The organism is Streptomyces sp. DT224 (assembly GCF_049844595.1).
Taxonomy (GTDB): Bacteria; Actinomycetota; Actinomycetes; order Streptomycetales; family Streptomycetaceae; genus Streptomyces.
In genome coordinates this window covers 580,085-592,889 of the sequence record NZ_JBNCLI010000003.1, presented here as the reverse complement: position 1 = coordinate 592,889, position 12,805 = coordinate 580,085, and the positions used below count along the sequence as shown (strand labels likewise).

The window sequence follows — 12,805 nt, the reverse complement described above, 5'->3', positions numbered from 1 at the left end:
TCCGGGGGCCCGCTCACAAGGTCAGTGACCTTGCGTAAAGGCTACTTCGTGAGGTTCCTTTCGATGTCCTCCTCCACGTCCTCGGGCTCGCGGCCCGGGGTCGGCAGGTTGAACTTCGTGATCGCGAACCGGAAGATCACGTAATAGATCACCGCGAAGCAGGCGCCGATGGGCATGATCAGCCACGGTTTCGTATCCAGGTGCCAGTTGACGACGTAGTCGATCAGACCCGCCGAGAAGCTGAACCCCGCGTGCACGCCCAGCGCCCAGGTCACGCCCATCGACACACCGGTCAGGATCGCGTGCACCCCGTACAGCAGAGGCGCCACGAAGAGGAACGAGAACTCCAGCGGCTCCGTCACACCCGTCACGAACGACGTCAGCGCGACCGACAGCATCAGCCCCGCCACCTCCTTGCGCCGCTCCGGCCGCGCGGTGTGCGCGATGGCCAGCGCCGCCGCGGGCAGCCCGAACATCATGATCGGGAAGAAGCCCGAGGTGAACTGCCCGGCCGACGGGTCCCCGGCGAAGAACCGGGAGATGTCGCCCTGGACGGTGCCGCCGTCACTCCCGGTGAACTCGCCCGCCTGGAACCAGAAGAACGTGTTCAGGAACTGGTGCATGCCGATGGGGATCAGCAGCCGGTTGGCGAAACCGAAGATCGCCGCACCCCAGGCGCCCAGGTCGATCAGCTGTTTGGCGAACGAGGTCAGCGCGTCACCCACCGGCTGCCACAGCAGCCCGAACAACACGCCCAGGATCACGCAGAGGAACGCCATCAGGATCGGGACCAGCCGGCGGCCGTTGAAGAAACCGAGCCAGTCGACCAGCTTGGTGCGGTGGTAGCGCTGCCAGACCACGGCGGTCAGCAGCCCGATGATGATCCCGCCCAGCACGCCCGGATTCTGCGGCAGCCCCTCCGGGACGTCCTTGGTCACCGAACCGTCCACCGGGAACGCCGTCAGCACCCCCCGGTAGACCAGGAAGCCGGCCACCGCGGCGAGCGCGGTCGAGCCGTCCGCCTTTTTCGCGAACCCGATCGCGACGCCGATGCAGAAGAGCAGCGGCAGGCCCAGCTCGCCGTCGAGGATCGCGGTTCCACCGTTGAGGAGGACCTTCGCGAACTTGTCCCAGAAGCGTCCGTGCAGGGAGGAGTCGAAGAGATTGCCGAGGCTGACCAGGAGGCCCGCCGCGGGCAGGACCGCCACCGGCAGCTGCAGGCTGCGGCCGACCTTCTGCAGGCCCTGGACCGGCCCGTTCCACCACTTCCGCTGCGGTAGCGCGGCCGCGTTCGAACTCATCGGCATCCTCCCGGAACACGCCTGGTTTGGCGGTCGTCGCATACTGGTGTAGACCAGTCGCGATACGGTGCGGAGCCCGGCCCGGAAGGCGGGGCGCCGGTGATCGTCATCATTGGGGACCGTGCGGTTGCCCGCCCGAGAAGTTGGGCCAACCGTGCGTTACCGTGACGAAACGGACCCATGGTGGGCCGTCGCACACACATGAGGAACCAGGGAGAAGGCCATGGCCAGCAAGGCTGAGAAGATCGTCGCCGGGCTCGGCGGAATCGAGAACATCGAAGAGGTCGAGGGCTGCATCACGCGCCTGCGCACCGAGGTCGTCGACCCGAGCAAGGTCGACGAAGCCGCGCTCAAGGCCGCCGGCGCCCACGGCGTCGTCAAGATGGGCACCGCGATCCAGGTCGTCATCGGCACCGACGCGGACCCGATCGCGGCCGACATCGAAGACATGATGTGACCACCGCCTGAACCCGCCCCGCAGGCCCCGCCCACCCCGGGCGGGGCCTGCGGCGCACCCGGAAATCGAGACCCCCGCCACCCGATAGGCTCGGCGCCATGTCTCGTATCGACGGCCGCACCGCCGACCAGCTCCGTCCCGTCACCATCGAACGCGGATGGAGCAAGCACGCCGAAGGTTCCGTGCTCATCTCCTTCGGCGACACCAGAGTCTTCTGCACCGCCTCCGTCACCGAAGGCGTACCGCGCTGGCGCAAGGGCAGCGGCGAAGGCTGGGTCACCGCCGAGTACTCGATGCTGCCCCGCTCCACCAACACCCGCGGCGACCGCGAATCCGTACGGGGCAAGATCGGCGGCCGGACCCACGAGATCAGCCGGCTCATCGGCCGCTCCCTGCGCGCCGTCATCGACTACAAGGCCCTCGGCGAGAACACCATCGTCCTGGACTGCGACGTCCTCCAGGCCGACGGCGGCACCCGCACGGCCGCCATCACCGGCGCCTACGTCGCCCTCGCCGACGCCGTCGCCTGGGCCCAGGGCAAGAAGATCATCAAGCACGGCCGCAAGCCGCTGACCGGCACCGTCGCCGCCATCAGCGTCGGCATCGTGGACGGCACCCCGCTCCTCGACCTCTGCTACGAGGAGGACGTCCGCGCCGAGACCGACATGAACGTCGTCTGCACCGGCGACGGCCGCTTCGTGGAGGTCCAGGGCACCGCCGAGGCCGCACCCTTCGACCGTACGGAGCTGGACGCGCTCCTCGACCTCGCCACCGCCGGGTGCGTCGACCTCGCCAAGCTCCAGAACGAGGCCCTGGCCACCACGCTCGGCGCCTGACGGCGAAACCGAGAAGGTAAAGAGGCAACCAAGTCCCGCCCAGCGGCGTCGATACGCATACGGGCGCACGGATCGAACCGTGCGCCCGTCCGCGTATCCGCACCCCGGGGAGGGACCACACCATGCCCGCGCGCCACCGGCTCCACCGCACCGCACTGGCCGTCACCGCCGTACTCATCACCGCCACTGCGGCGGCGGGCTGCGGCGCCCTCGACAAGACGCTCGACTGCGTGCGCACCGCCGACGCCATCGCCACCAGCGTCGACAACCTCCGCCAGGCCGTCTCCAACGCCTCCAGTGACCCCACCCAGGCGTCCGAGGCCCTGGACCAGATCCAGGAGGAGCTGGGCAACCTCGGCGACAAGACGGACGACGCCGACCTCTCCAAGGCCGTGGACGACCTCCGCTCCGGCGTCACCAACGTCCAGGACGCCATCGACAAGGGCGACGCGACCCCGGACATCACCCCGGTCACCGACGCCGCCGGCGAGATCGCCAAGGTCTGCACGCCGTGAGCCGGTGGGGCGGGCCCGGCGATACTGGTCCCATGACCCGCCTCATCCTCGCCACCCGCAGCGCCGGGAAGATCACCGAACTCCACGCGATCCTCGCCGACGCCGGCCTCACGCACGAGCTCGTCGGCGCCGACGCGTATCCGGAGGTCCCCGACGTCAAGGAGACCGGCGTCACCTTCGCCGAGAACGCCCTGCTCAAGGCCCACGCCCTCGCGCAGGCCACCGGTCATCCCGCGATCGCGGACGACTCCGGCCTCTGCGTGGACGTCCTCGGCGGCGCGCCCGGCATCTTCTCGGCCCGCTGGTGCGGCACCCACGGCGACGACAGCGCCAACCTGGACCTGCTCCTCGCCCAGCTCTCCGACATCGACGCCCCGCACCGCGCCGCCCACTTCGCCTGCGCCGCCGCGCTGGCCCTCCCGGACGGCACGGAACGCGTGGTCGAGGGCCGCCTCACCGGCACCCTCCGCCACGCCCCCGCCGGCGACTACGGCTTCGGCTACGACCCGATCCTCCAGCCGGACGGCGAGACGCGCACCTGCGCGGAACTGACCCCGGCGGAGAAGAACGCGATCAGCCACCGCGGCAAGGCGTTCCGGGCACTGGTGCCGGTGGTACGGGAGCTGGTGGGGTGACGCATTTTGTGAATGCGGCAGGCCCGACTCGCCGCTGAGCGAGTCGGGCCTGCCGAGGGGGTACGCGAGGAGGGACTCGAACCCTCACGCCGCTAGGGCACTGGTACCTAAAACCAGCCTGACTACCAATTCCAGCACTCGCGCTTCCCCGGCAGTCTACAAGGGACGTGCCGTCGACCCGAGGGTTTGGGGCGAGCTCGTCTCCTTGGGACGTCGGTTGCGGCACCATGTCTCGGTGAGTGTGTGGCAGTTGGGGCACAGATAGCGCAGGTTCTCAGCTCGGTTGTCGAGCCAGTCACCGTTGATGTGGTCGATCTGAAGCGTGCAGGTTTGCTTCATCCACCGGCCCCGGTTGCCACAGGACGTGCAGCGGTAGGCGACACCGATCTCCTGTAGGACGCGGTGAAGCCTCTCCCTGTTCACGCGTGCCGACCCCGGCGGTCTGACAACCAAGGTCGTCGGCGCGACCGCCTTGGGCTTGGCTGCCTGTTGCGCTGACCAAGGACGACGCCTGAAGTGGCTCGTGTCGAGCTCCAGTCGGAGAACCGCGCGTCGCACGCGGCGGTGATTCGTGTCTTGGACCTCAAGGCCGAGCGCGCGTACGACGTCCGCGTAGCTTGTTGCGTCCGGAATGGCTTTCCTCAGCGCTGCCTCCGGGATGGAAAGGCGTGCCCTCCGGAAGTGCGAAGTGTCGATGCCTCGTCTGCGGAGCAGGGCCGCCAGAGCCGAGCGCGACTGGCTGTCGTCGCTCATTTCCAGGTTTCTGGCCACCCCGCGCACGCTGTCGGCGGTCAGTGCTGCGGCCCGCAGTTCCTCCGTGGTGAAGATCAGGTCCAGCTGTGGGCGGTTCATGCCGGGGAAGTGGCTGACATCGATGCCCGCCGCCGTGATGCGGCGGCCTATGTGAGACAGCGTGCCGGTCGCCGGTGGTGCGCCGAGTTTGACCACGACCTCACGTAGTGACGAGGACGATGCGACGGCCTCGGCGATTGCCGCGTCCGGGTACTTTCGCCATGGACTGCGCTTCGTGAAGTGGCTGGTGTCCAGCAGGTGTCCAGACACCTTCTCCTGGAGTACGCGGCGCTGGCCGCCGCTCGTTTTGAGCCCGAGCCTACGCATGAGGTCCGTCCAGTTCGTCGCCTCTGCGACAGCATCGGCGAGCCGTTGCCGCTCGTACACGTCAGACATGTTCCTGCCCCACTTCAGAACCGCTCCGGCCGTCCGTTCGCGGCCCTCGTACGGAGTAACGAACCGACTATCGGAGCGTCACGTCCGATATCCGACAAGATGCGGAACGGCCCGTACCGCTTCGAGGGGAAGCCGTACGGGCCGTGGCAGGGGCGCAGGGTCAGAACTTCGGGTCCGGGGTCTGGGCCGCGACCAGTTCCGCGGCCTCCTCGCTCGTCTCCACCGACGGCGGGGAGCCCGCCAGGGGCTTGTTCGCGGTCTCCTTCATGCAGGCCACCGCGATCACGCCCACCAGGGCCGCCGCCATCGAGTAGTACGCCGGCATCAGGTTGGAGCCGGAGACGCTGATCAGGGCCGTGATCACCAGCGGAGTCGTACCGCCGAAGATCGACGCCGAGAGGTTGTAGCCCACCGAGAGCGAGCCGTAGCGGACGTTCGTCGGGAACAGGGCCGGGAGCGCCGCCGACATCGTGCCGAGCATGCAGACCAGGGAGAGGCCCAGCATCAGCATGCCGATGATGATCGCGGGGATGCTGCCCTGGCGGATCAGCAGGAACGCGGGCAGCGAGAAGATCAGGAAGCCGAGCATGCCCGTCATCAGGAGCGGCTTGCGGCCGAAGCGGTCGGAGAGCTTGCCGACCTGGCTGATGATCAGCATGAGGAAGACCATCACGCCGAGCAGGATCAGCAGGCCGTGCGTCTCGCTGTAGCCGAGCTCGTCGGAGAGGTACGTCGGCATGTACGACAGCAGCATGTAGTCGGTGATGTTGTACGCGCCGACCAGGCAGATGCAGAGGATCAGCGTGGGCCAGTAGTCGCGGAAGATCTTCGCGAGGTCGCCCTTGGCCGTGGTCTCGACGTTGTCCGCCGCCTCCGTGGCGTGCGCCGTGCCGCCCTCCAGCTTCTGGAAGGCCGGGGTCTCGTCCAGGCGCAGTCGCAGGTAGAGGCCGACGAGGCCGAGCGGGCCGGCGACGAGGAACGGGATCCGCCAGCCCCAGGACTCCATCTGGGTGTCGTCGAGGAGCGCGTACAGCAGCGTCACCAGTCCCGCGGCGCCCACGTAGCCGGCGAGTGTGCCGAACTCCAGGAAGCTGCCGAAGAAGCCGCGCCGCTTGTCGGGGGCGTACTCCGCGATGAAGGTCGAGGCGCCGCCGTACTCGCCGCCCGTCGAGAAGCCCTGGAGCATGCGGAAGAAGATCAGCAGGACCGCGGCCCAGACGCCGATCGTGCCGTGGGAGGGGATCAGGCCGATCGCGAAGGTGCCGGTCGCCATCAGGATCATCGTGAGGGCGAGGACCTTCTTGCGGCCGATCTTGTCGCCCATCGGCCCGAAGAACATGCCGCCCAGGGGGCGGACGAGGAAGGCGACCGCGAAGGTGGCGAACGAGGAGAGCAGCTGGGTCGTGTCGTTCCCGGACGGGAAGAACACGTGTCCCAGGGTCGCGGCCAGGTAGGAGTAGATGCCGAAGTCGAACCACTCCATGGCGTTGCCGAGGGAGGCCGCTTTGACCGCGCGCTTGACCGCCTGGTCGTCCGTGACCGTGATGTCGGTGCGCCGCAGCTTGGGGTTCTGGCGCTTCCGGATGGCACGGAACAGCGCGGGGTGGCGTTTGACCGCTTCAGGGTCGGCCACCTGGTGGGGGTCGGAGGCCGCCATGGCCGGTTCCTTTCCTCGGCAACTGTTACAGGAAAGGCTTCTGCGCGGACATGGCGGCCGCAAACCGGTTCAGCGAAGGAATGGGATGTCCATCACATGATTTCGGCCATTCGGCTCAGTGAATGGCCCGTTTCGGACCGTTCCGTACGGCTCGTGGACGGCCGGCCGTGCCTCAGATCCTGAGGTCCTTGATGATCTTGGCGACATGGCCGGTGGCCTTGACGTTGTAGAAGGCGTGGGCCACCTTCCCCTCCTCGTCCACGACGACCGTGGACCGGATGACGCCCGTCACCGTTTTGCCGTAGAGCTTCTTCTCGCCGTACGCGCCGTACGCCTCAAGGGTCTCCTTGGCCGGATCGCCCACCAGTGTGACCTTGAGGTTCTCCTTCTCGCGGAACTTCGCGAGCTTCTCGGGCTTGTCCGGGGAGACCCCGATGACGTCGTAGCCGGCCTCGGCGAGCAGGTCGAGGTTGTCCGTGAAGTCGCACGCCTGCTTGGTGCAGCCGGGGGTGAGCGCCGCGGGGTAGAAGTAGACGATGACCTTGCGGCCCTTGTGGTCCGCGAGCGAGACGTCGTTGCCGTCGGCGTCGGGGAGGGTGAAGGCGGGGGCGGTGTCGCCGGGAGTGAGGCGCTCGCTCATGGTTCTCCTCGTTGGTGCGTGGGGTCTAAGGGGCCGAGCGTAATGGGGGTGCCGCCGGGTGCGGACGCGGCGGAACTGACAGACTGTCGATGAAGGTTTACCGGACGAGGACCACGGAGGCGGCGCGGTGTCGGATGCCAGGACCCCTGCGCAGATCGAGGCGGACATCATCAGCAGGCGCGAGCAGCTTGCGGTGGTACTCGATGAGATCGGAGTGCGGGTGCACCCGAAGACGATCATCGGTGACGCGAAGGCGAAGGTCGCCGGGACCGTGGACCGGACGGCCGGCCGGGCTTACGTGGCGGTGAACCGGGCGGTGTCGGACGTGCGGGCCCAGTTCGTCTCGGAGACGGGCGGCCCCCGACTGGAGCGCGTGATCCCGGCGGCGCTGCTCGCGGTGGGCGTGGTCGGCCTGGTGGTCGTGTCCTCGCGGCGCGGCAAGCGCTGACCCCTCGCGCGGGCGCGGCCCGGCGCCCGGTAGGTTGCGGGGCGTGAGCGAGAACAGCGACGACAAGCTGCCCATCCGGATGCTGCACGACCGAGTGCTGGTCCGGTCCGAGTCGCCCGAGGGCGAGCGGCGTTCCGGCGGCGGCATTCTGATTCCCGCGACGGCCGCGGTCGGCCGTCGGCTGGCGTGGGCCGTGGTGGTGGCGGTGGGGCAGAACGTGCGGACGGTCGAGCCGGGCGACCGGGTGCTGTTCGACCCGGAGGACCGGGCGGAGGTGGAGGTGCGGGGTGTGGCGTACGTGCTGATGCGTGAGCGCGATCTGCACGCGGTGGCCGCGGACCGGTTCGAGGGGTCGGAGGATTCGACCGGGCTGTATCTGTAGTCGGCGCCGGATGGCGTGTGAGGGCCCGGTGACGGTTGTCACCGGGCTCTTTGCCTGTCCTTTGCTACGGTGGAGGGATCCCGACGAGACGCGCCGTACCGGGTTTCGCAAAGACGACGCGCCCGTGTTGTTCGCGTGTTCTGTCTCGTCGGAGGTGCTGTCGTGGCGTGGGTTCTGCTGGTTGTCGCGGGTCTGCTGGAAGTGGCCTGGTCGATCGGGATGAAGTACACCGAGGGGTTCACCCGGCTGTGGCCGAGCGTGTTCACGGGCCTGGGGATCGTGGCGAGCATGATGCTGCTGTCGCACGCGGCCCGGACGCTGCCGATCGGTACGGCGTACGGAGTGTGGGTCGGGATCGGCGCGGCGGGTGCCGCGGTGCTGGGCATGGTGGTGCTGCACGAGCCGGTGACGGCGGCCCGGATCTTCTTCGTGTGCCTGCTGCTGGTGGCGGTGGTCGGGCTGAAGGCCACCTCGGGGCACTGAGGCCCGCACCGGGCCCGGTTCAGGGGCGGGTGCTGGGGGCCCGTGTGCCCTTGGGTCCGTCGAGGAAGCCGCCGGTGTCGTCGCCGTCGGCGCCCTCGTCGCCGCCGTCGCCGCCGGTGTCCCCGTCCCCGCCCCCGTCCGCGCCGCCCGTGTCCGTCCCGCCGTCGCCGGTGCCTCCGGCCGGGTTGTCCGTGGTGCCGGGGGTGCTGCGCGGGGCGGAGGGGGTCCGGGACGGGGTGGTGGACCGGGTGCGGCGGGGGGTGGCCGAGGGGGTGCGGCGGCCGGTGTCGCCGGGGGCGGTGGACTCGGCGGTGGGCAGCGCGGTGTCGTCCGTGGCCTCCTCCACGTCGAGGTCGAAGTCCGGGGCGGGGGTGCCCTTCAGGGCGGCCCCGGTGTACTGGGCCCAGGTCTCTGCGGGGGCGCCGCCGCCGTTGATGCGGGGGAGGCCGAGTGCGCCGTAGAGGGACTTCTGGGCGCCGGTGTCGGGGTCCTGGCCCATGACGGCGATGACGGTGGCGAGGTCGGGGGTGTAGCCGGCGAACCAGGCGGCCCGGTCCTCCTCGGCGGTTCCGGTCTTTCCGGCTGCGGGGCGGCCCGCGCCCCGGGCGGCGGTTCCGGTGCCGCCCTCGACGACGCTCCGGAGGATCGACGTGGTGGTGTCGGCGGCCTCGCGGCTGACGGCCTGCTTCACCGTGCGGCCGGGCAGGGTGACGTCCTCGCCGTCCTTGGTGACCTTGCTGACCAGGACGTGGGCGCCGTGCTTGCCGTGGGCGGCGAGGGTCGCGTACGCCTCGGTCATGTCGAGGACGCTGGCGGTGGCGACGCCGAGGGCGATGGAGGGGGTGGGGGTGAGGTCGGAGGTGTCCTCGGGGATGCCGAGGTCGATGGCGGTCCGCCGGACCTTCTCGGGGCCGACGTCCTCGGCCATCTGGGCGTAGACGGCGTTGACGGACTTGTCGGTGGCGGTGGACACGGTGATGGGGCCGTAGCTGCGGTCGTCCTCGTTGGCGGGGTCGTAGCCGGTGGGGCCGTCGGGGCCTTCGACCATGCGTTTGTTGGTGCCGTCGTAGATGGTGCTGGGGGTGATGCGGCGGCCGTCCTGGGTGGTGGAGTCGTTGGCGACGGCGGAGGTGAAGACGAAGGGTTTGAAGGTGGAGCCGACCTGGTAGTCGCGGCGGGTCGCGTTGTTGACGTACTGGCGGGTGTAGTCGATGCCGCCGTACATGGCGACGACGTGGCCGTTGGCGGGGTCGATGGAGGCGCCGCCGACGCGGACGTTGCGGTCGGGTGCGCGGTCGTCGTCGGTCTTGGACATGACCTTGTCCTCGACGGCCTCGACGAGGGCGTCCTGCTTCTTGCGCTGGAGCGTGGTGGTGATGCGGTAGCCGCGGGTGGCGAGGGTCTTCTCGTCCAGGATGTCGTTGCCGACGAGGTAGTCCTCGACGGCCTTGACGATGTAGCCGCGCTGTCCGGAGAGGCTGTTGGCGGGCTTGACGGGGCCGGGGACGGGGAAGGTCATCGCGGCGCGCTCGGCGGGGTCGAGCCACTTCTCCTTGACCATGCCGTCCAGTACGTAGTTCCAGCGGGCGACGGCGGCGGCCTTGTTCTCGGGGTAGGCGACGACGTCGTAGGCGCTGGGGGCGTTGAGGAGGGAGGCGAGGTACGCGCCCTGGGCGGTGGTGACGTCGCCGATGTCCTTGCCGTAGTACCCCTGGGCGGCGGCCTGGATGCCGTAGGCGTTGCGGCCGAAGTAGCTGGTGTTGAGGTAGCCCTCCAGGATCTGGTCCTTGGACTGTTCGCGGTTGAGCTTGATGGAGATGAAGAATTCCTTGATCTTGCGGACGACGGTCTGTTCCTGACCCAGGTAGTAGTTCTTGACGTACTGCTGGGTGATGGTCGAGCCGCCCTGTCTGCCCTTGCCGGTGAGGGTGTTCCAGCCGGCCCGGAACATCGCTTTGACGTCGACGGCGCGTTCGGAGTAGAAGTCGCGGTCCTCGGCGGCGAGGACCGCGTGCCGGACGGTGCTCGGGACCTGGGCGAGCTTGACGTTCTCGCGGTTGATGTCGCCGTCGCGGGCGATGACGGTGCCGTCGGCGTACAGGTAGACGTTGGACTGGGCGGTGGCCTTGGCGTTGGCGGCGGGGATGTCGACCAGTTGGTAGCCGGCGATGAAGCCGCCGATGAGGATCAGGGCGATGAGGAGTACGCCGCCGAGGACCATGCGCCAGGTGGGGATGAGCCGCCGCCAGCCGGTGCGCTTGGGGCGCTTGGTCCTGCCGGGCTTCTTCGCGCCGGTGTTCTCGCCTGCGGGCGGGCCTTCACCGGCGGGGGCGGCGGCGTCGGCAGGCAGGTCCCTGGGGGCCCAGCCCGGGGGGTCGGTGTCCCCGTTCTGCTGCTGTGGCTCGTCGCTCATGTCGGTGCAGACTCCTCGGCCGCGGTCAGTTCCCCCATAGTGCCCTTTTCTGGCGCATATCCCTTGGATCGACGGCCGAAAAGCGCTCGCGGCGGCCGTCCCGGCTGGACTAGGGTTCTGCGCTTTGGTGTCCACGCACGGTGCGGCACCCGCGGTCGGGGAGGCGGTTGCTGTGCGGGTCTACGCGGTGGTGGCGGCGGGCGGTTTCCGCCGTTACGCCACCTATCGGATCGAGACGGCGGCGGGGGTGTTCACCAACACCGTCTTCGGCTTCATCCTCGCCTACACGTACATGGCGTTGTGGGACGAGCGGCCCCGGCTCGGCGGTTACGACATGCCGCAGGCGCTCACGTTCGTCTGGCTGGGCCAGGCGCTGCTGATGACCTGCGTGATGATGGGCGGCGGTTTCGAGGACGAGCTGATCGAGCGCATCCGCACGGGCGACATCGCGGTGGACCTGTACCGTCCGGTCGACCTGCAGCTGTGGTGGCTGGCGCAGGACTTGGGGCGGGCGGCCTTCCATCTGCTGGGGCGCGGCATCGTGCCGATGGTGCTCGGCGGGCTGGCGTTCGACCTGGCGCTGCCGGGGTCGGCGGGGCCGTGGCTGGCGTTCCTGGTCTCGGTGGCGCTGGGTGTGGTGGTGAGCTTCGCGATCCGCTATCTGGTGGCGCTGTCCGCCTTCTGGCTGATGGACGGGGCGGGCGCGGCGCAGATCGCCTTCCTGGCGGGGCTGTTCTTCTCGGGGATGCTGCTGCCGCTGAGCCTGTTCCCGGGGCTGCTGGGCGAGGTGGCGCGGCTGCTGCCGTGGTCGGCGCTGCTTCAGGTGCCGGCGGATGTGTTCCTGGGCAAGCACACGGGCTGGGGTCTGGTGCGGGTGTACGTGTTCCAGGCGTCCTGGGCCGTGGTGCTGCTGCTGGTGGGGCGGATGGTGCAGTCGGTGGCGACGCGGAGGGTGGTGGTCCAGGGTGGCTGAGGTGGTGGAGGCGGTCGTGCCGGAGGCGCCGGGGGAGCTGTTCGCCCCGCGGCCTCGGCTGGTCGAGGGGGTGCGGGCGTACGGGTTGATCGTGTCGATGTGGCTGCGCTCCACGATGGCGTACCGGGCGTCGTTCGTGATGACGGCGGTCGGCAACTTCACGGCGACGGCGTTCGACTTCGTGACGATCGTGCTGATGTTCGCGCACGTCGATGCGCTGGGCGGCTACACGCTGCCGGAGATCGCACTGCTGTACGGGGCGTCGGGGACGGCCTTCGGGCTGGCGGACCTGCTGATGGGGTCGATGGACCGGCTGGGCCGCCGGGTGCGTGACGGCACGCTGGACACGTTGCTGGTGCGGCCCGTCCCGGTTCTCGCGCAGGTGGCGGCCGACCGCTTCGCGCTGCGCAGGCTGGGGCGGATCACCCAGGGGCTGCTGGTGCTCGGCTACGGGCTGGTGGCGGCGGACATCGACTGGACCCCGGCGAAGGCGGTCGTGCTGCCGCTGATGCTGCTGAGCGGGTCGGTGATCTTCGGTGCGGTGTTCGTGGCCGGCGGGGCGTTCCAGTTCATCGCGCAGGACGCCTCGCAGGTGCAGAACTCGTTCACGTACGGGGGGAACACGCTGCTCCAGTACCCGCCGACGATCTTCGCGAAGGACCTGGTGCGCGGGGTGACGTTCGTGGTGCCGCTGGCCTTCGTGAACTGGCTGCCGGCGCTGTACGTGCTGGGCCGGGAGCTGCCGCTGGGCCTGCCGGAGTGGGTGGCGTTCCTGCCTCCGGTGGTGGCCGCCGTCTGCGCGGCCGGGGCGGGCCTGGCGTGGCGGGCGGGGCTGCGGGCGTACCGGAGTACGGGAAGTTGAGACGGGACGGGAGAG

14 protein-coding genes, 1 tRNA gene and 1 riboswitch are annotated in these 12,805 nt (G+C 69.4%); of the genes, 9 read left to right on the top strand and 6 right to left on the bottom strand.

Features of this window, described 5'->3' with window-relative positions:
- Nucleotides 1–41 precede the first annotated feature (41 nt).
- Entirely contained in the window at nucleotides 42–1,301 is a 1,260-nt protein-coding gene (locus ACLQ2N_RS09970; protein WP_425811145.1) for a PTS transporter subunit EIIC, read from the bottom strand.
- A gap of 223 nt (nucleotides 1,302–1,524) precedes the next feature.
- Here ACLQ2N_RS09970 and ACLQ2N_RS09965 point away from each other — a divergent pair, with 223 nt between their 5' ends.
- The 4 genes from ACLQ2N_RS09965 (at nucleotide 1,525) to rdgB (ending at nucleotide 3,744) form a co-directional block, all read left to right on the top strand.
- Nucleotides 1,525–1,758, top strand: a complete 234-nt coding sequence (locus ACLQ2N_RS09965; RefSeq protein WP_018105617.1) for a glucose PTS transporter subunit EIIB — start codon at nucleotides 1,525–1,527, stop codon at nucleotides 1,756–1,758.
- A gap of 98 nt (nucleotides 1,759–1,856) precedes the next feature.
- A complete protein-coding gene (gene rph, locus ACLQ2N_RS09960; RefSeq protein ID WP_425811143.1) occupies nucleotides 1,857–2,594 on the top strand; it encodes a ribonuclease PH in 738 nt (245 codons plus the stop codon).
- Nucleotides 2,595–2,716: 122 nt separating this feature from the next.
- Nucleotides 2,717–3,109: a hypothetical protein gene (locus ACLQ2N_RS09955; RefSeq protein WP_425811141.1), complete on the top strand. Its 393-nt coding sequence runs from the start codon at nucleotides 2,717–2,719 to the stop codon at nucleotides 3,107–3,109.
- Nucleotides 3,110–3,141: 32 nt separating this feature from the next.
- Nucleotides 3,142–3,744, top strand: a complete 603-nt coding sequence (gene rdgB / locus ACLQ2N_RS09950) for an RdgB/HAM1 family non-canonical purine NTP pyrophosphatase (protein ID WP_425811139.1) — start codon at nucleotides 3,142–3,144, stop codon at nucleotides 3,742–3,744.
- A gap of 61 nt (nucleotides 3,745–3,805) precedes the next feature.
- Here rdgB and ACLQ2N_RS09945 read toward each other — a convergent pair.
- From ACLQ2N_RS09945 to bcp, 4 genes are all read right to left on the bottom strand, one after another.
- A tRNA-Leu gene (locus ACLQ2N_RS09945) sits at nucleotides 3,806–3,888 on the bottom strand.
- 12 nt (nucleotides 3,889–3,900) lie between these two features.
- Nucleotides 3,901–4,932 (bottom strand): HNH endonuclease signature motif containing protein, encoded by a 1,032-nt coding sequence (locus ACLQ2N_RS09940; RefSeq protein WP_425811137.1) that lies wholly within the window; start codon nucleotides 4,930–4,932, stop codon nucleotides 3,901–3,903.
- A gap of 160 nt (nucleotides 4,933–5,092) precedes the next feature.
- The gene (proP, locus tag ACLQ2N_RS09935) at nucleotides 5,093–6,589 is read right to left on the bottom strand and encodes a glycine betaine/L-proline transporter ProP (protein WP_425811135.1); all 1,497 of its coding nucleotides are present in this window, start codon (nucleotides 6,587–6,589) and stop codon (nucleotides 5,093–5,095) included.
- Between the two features lie 172 nt (nucleotides 6,590–6,761).
- A complete protein-coding gene (gene bcp, locus ACLQ2N_RS09930; RefSeq protein WP_425811133.1) occupies nucleotides 6,762–7,229 on the bottom strand; it encodes a thioredoxin-dependent thiol peroxidase in 468 nt (155 codons plus the stop codon).
- Between the two features lie 127 nt (nucleotides 7,230–7,356).
- Between bcp and ACLQ2N_RS09925 the strand changes: the two genes are divergently transcribed.
- The 3 genes from ACLQ2N_RS09925 (at nucleotide 7,357) to ACLQ2N_RS09915 (ending at nucleotide 8,542) form a co-directional block, all read left to right on the top strand.
- Nucleotides 7,357–7,677: a DUF3618 domain-containing protein gene (locus tag ACLQ2N_RS09925; RefSeq protein ID WP_425811131.1), complete on the top strand. Its 321-nt coding sequence runs from the start codon at nucleotides 7,357–7,359 to the stop codon at nucleotides 7,675–7,677.
- 43 nt (nucleotides 7,678–7,720) lie between these two features.
- On the top strand, nucleotides 7,721–8,059 hold the full coding sequence (locus ACLQ2N_RS09920; protein WP_164399948.1) for a co-chaperone GroES: 339 nt from the start codon (nucleotides 7,721–7,723) through the stop codon (nucleotides 8,057–8,059).
- A gap of 53 nt (nucleotides 8,060–8,112) precedes the next feature.
- A riboswitch (guanidine-III (ykkC-III) riboswitch) is annotated at nucleotides 8,113–8,182 on the top strand.
- Nucleotides 8,183–8,221: 39 nt separating this feature from the next.
- Nucleotides 8,222–8,542, top strand: coding sequence for a DMT family transporter (locus ACLQ2N_RS09915; protein ID WP_018105629.1), 321 nt, complete (start codon nucleotides 8,222–8,224; stop codon nucleotides 8,540–8,542).
- Between the two features lie 19 nt (nucleotides 8,543–8,561).
- Here ACLQ2N_RS09915 and ACLQ2N_RS09910 read toward each other — a convergent pair whose 3' ends face one another.
- A complete protein-coding gene (locus tag ACLQ2N_RS09910; RefSeq protein ID WP_425811129.1) occupies nucleotides 8,562–10,955 on the bottom strand; it encodes a transglycosylase domain-containing protein in 2,394 nt (797 codons plus the stop codon).
- A gap of 172 nt (nucleotides 10,956–11,127) precedes the next feature.
- Here ACLQ2N_RS09910 and ACLQ2N_RS09905 point away from each other — a divergent pair, with 172 nt between their 5' ends.
- A complete protein-coding gene (locus tag ACLQ2N_RS09905) occupies nucleotides 11,128–11,928 on the top strand; it encodes an ABC transporter permease (protein WP_361024217.1) in 801 nt (266 codons plus the stop codon).
- Entirely contained in the window at nucleotides 11,921–12,790 is an 870-nt protein-coding gene (locus tag ACLQ2N_RS09900; RefSeq protein ID WP_425811127.1) for an ABC transporter permease, read from the top strand. The genes ACLQ2N_RS09905 and ACLQ2N_RS09900 overlap by 8 nt, the downstream gene beginning before the upstream one ends.
- Nucleotides 12,791–12,805: the final 15 nt, after the last annotated feature.

Bases quoted from the DNA above. Each gene is read 5' to 3' on its own strand.
- ACLQ2N_RS09970 (WP_425811145.1), bottom strand. From the start codon at position 1,301: ATGAGTTCGAACGCGGCCGCGCTACCGCAGCGGAAGTGGTGGAACGGG.
- ACLQ2N_RS09940 (WP_425811137.1), bottom strand. From the start codon at position 4,932: ATGTCTGACGTGTACGAGCGGCAACGGCTCGCCGATGCTGTCGCAGAG.
- rdgB (WP_425811139.1), top strand. From the start codon at position 3,142: ATGACCCGCCTCATCCTCGCCACCCGCAGCGCCGGGAAGATCACCGAA.
- bcp (WP_425811133.1), bottom strand. From the start codon at position 7,229: ATGAGCGAGCGCCTCACTCCCGGCGACACCGCCCCCGCCTTCACCCTC.
- ACLQ2N_RS09965 (WP_018105617.1), top strand. From the start codon at position 1,525: ATGGCCAGCAAGGCTGAGAAGATCGTCGCCGGGCTCGGCGGAATCGAG.
- rph (WP_425811143.1), top strand. From the start codon at position 1,857: ATGTCTCGTATCGACGGCCGCACCGCCGACCAGCTCCGTCCCGTCACC.
- ACLQ2N_RS09955 (WP_425811141.1), top strand. From the start codon at position 2,717: ATGCCCGCGCGCCACCGGCTCCACCGCACCGCACTGGCCGTCACCGCC.
- ACLQ2N_RS09910 (WP_425811129.1), bottom strand. From the start codon at position 10,955: ATGAGCGACGAGCCACAGCAGCAGAACGGGGACACCGACCCCCCGGGC.
- proP (WP_425811135.1), bottom strand. From the start codon at position 6,589: ATGGCGGCCTCCGACCCCCACCAGGTGGCCGACCCTGAAGCGGTCAAA.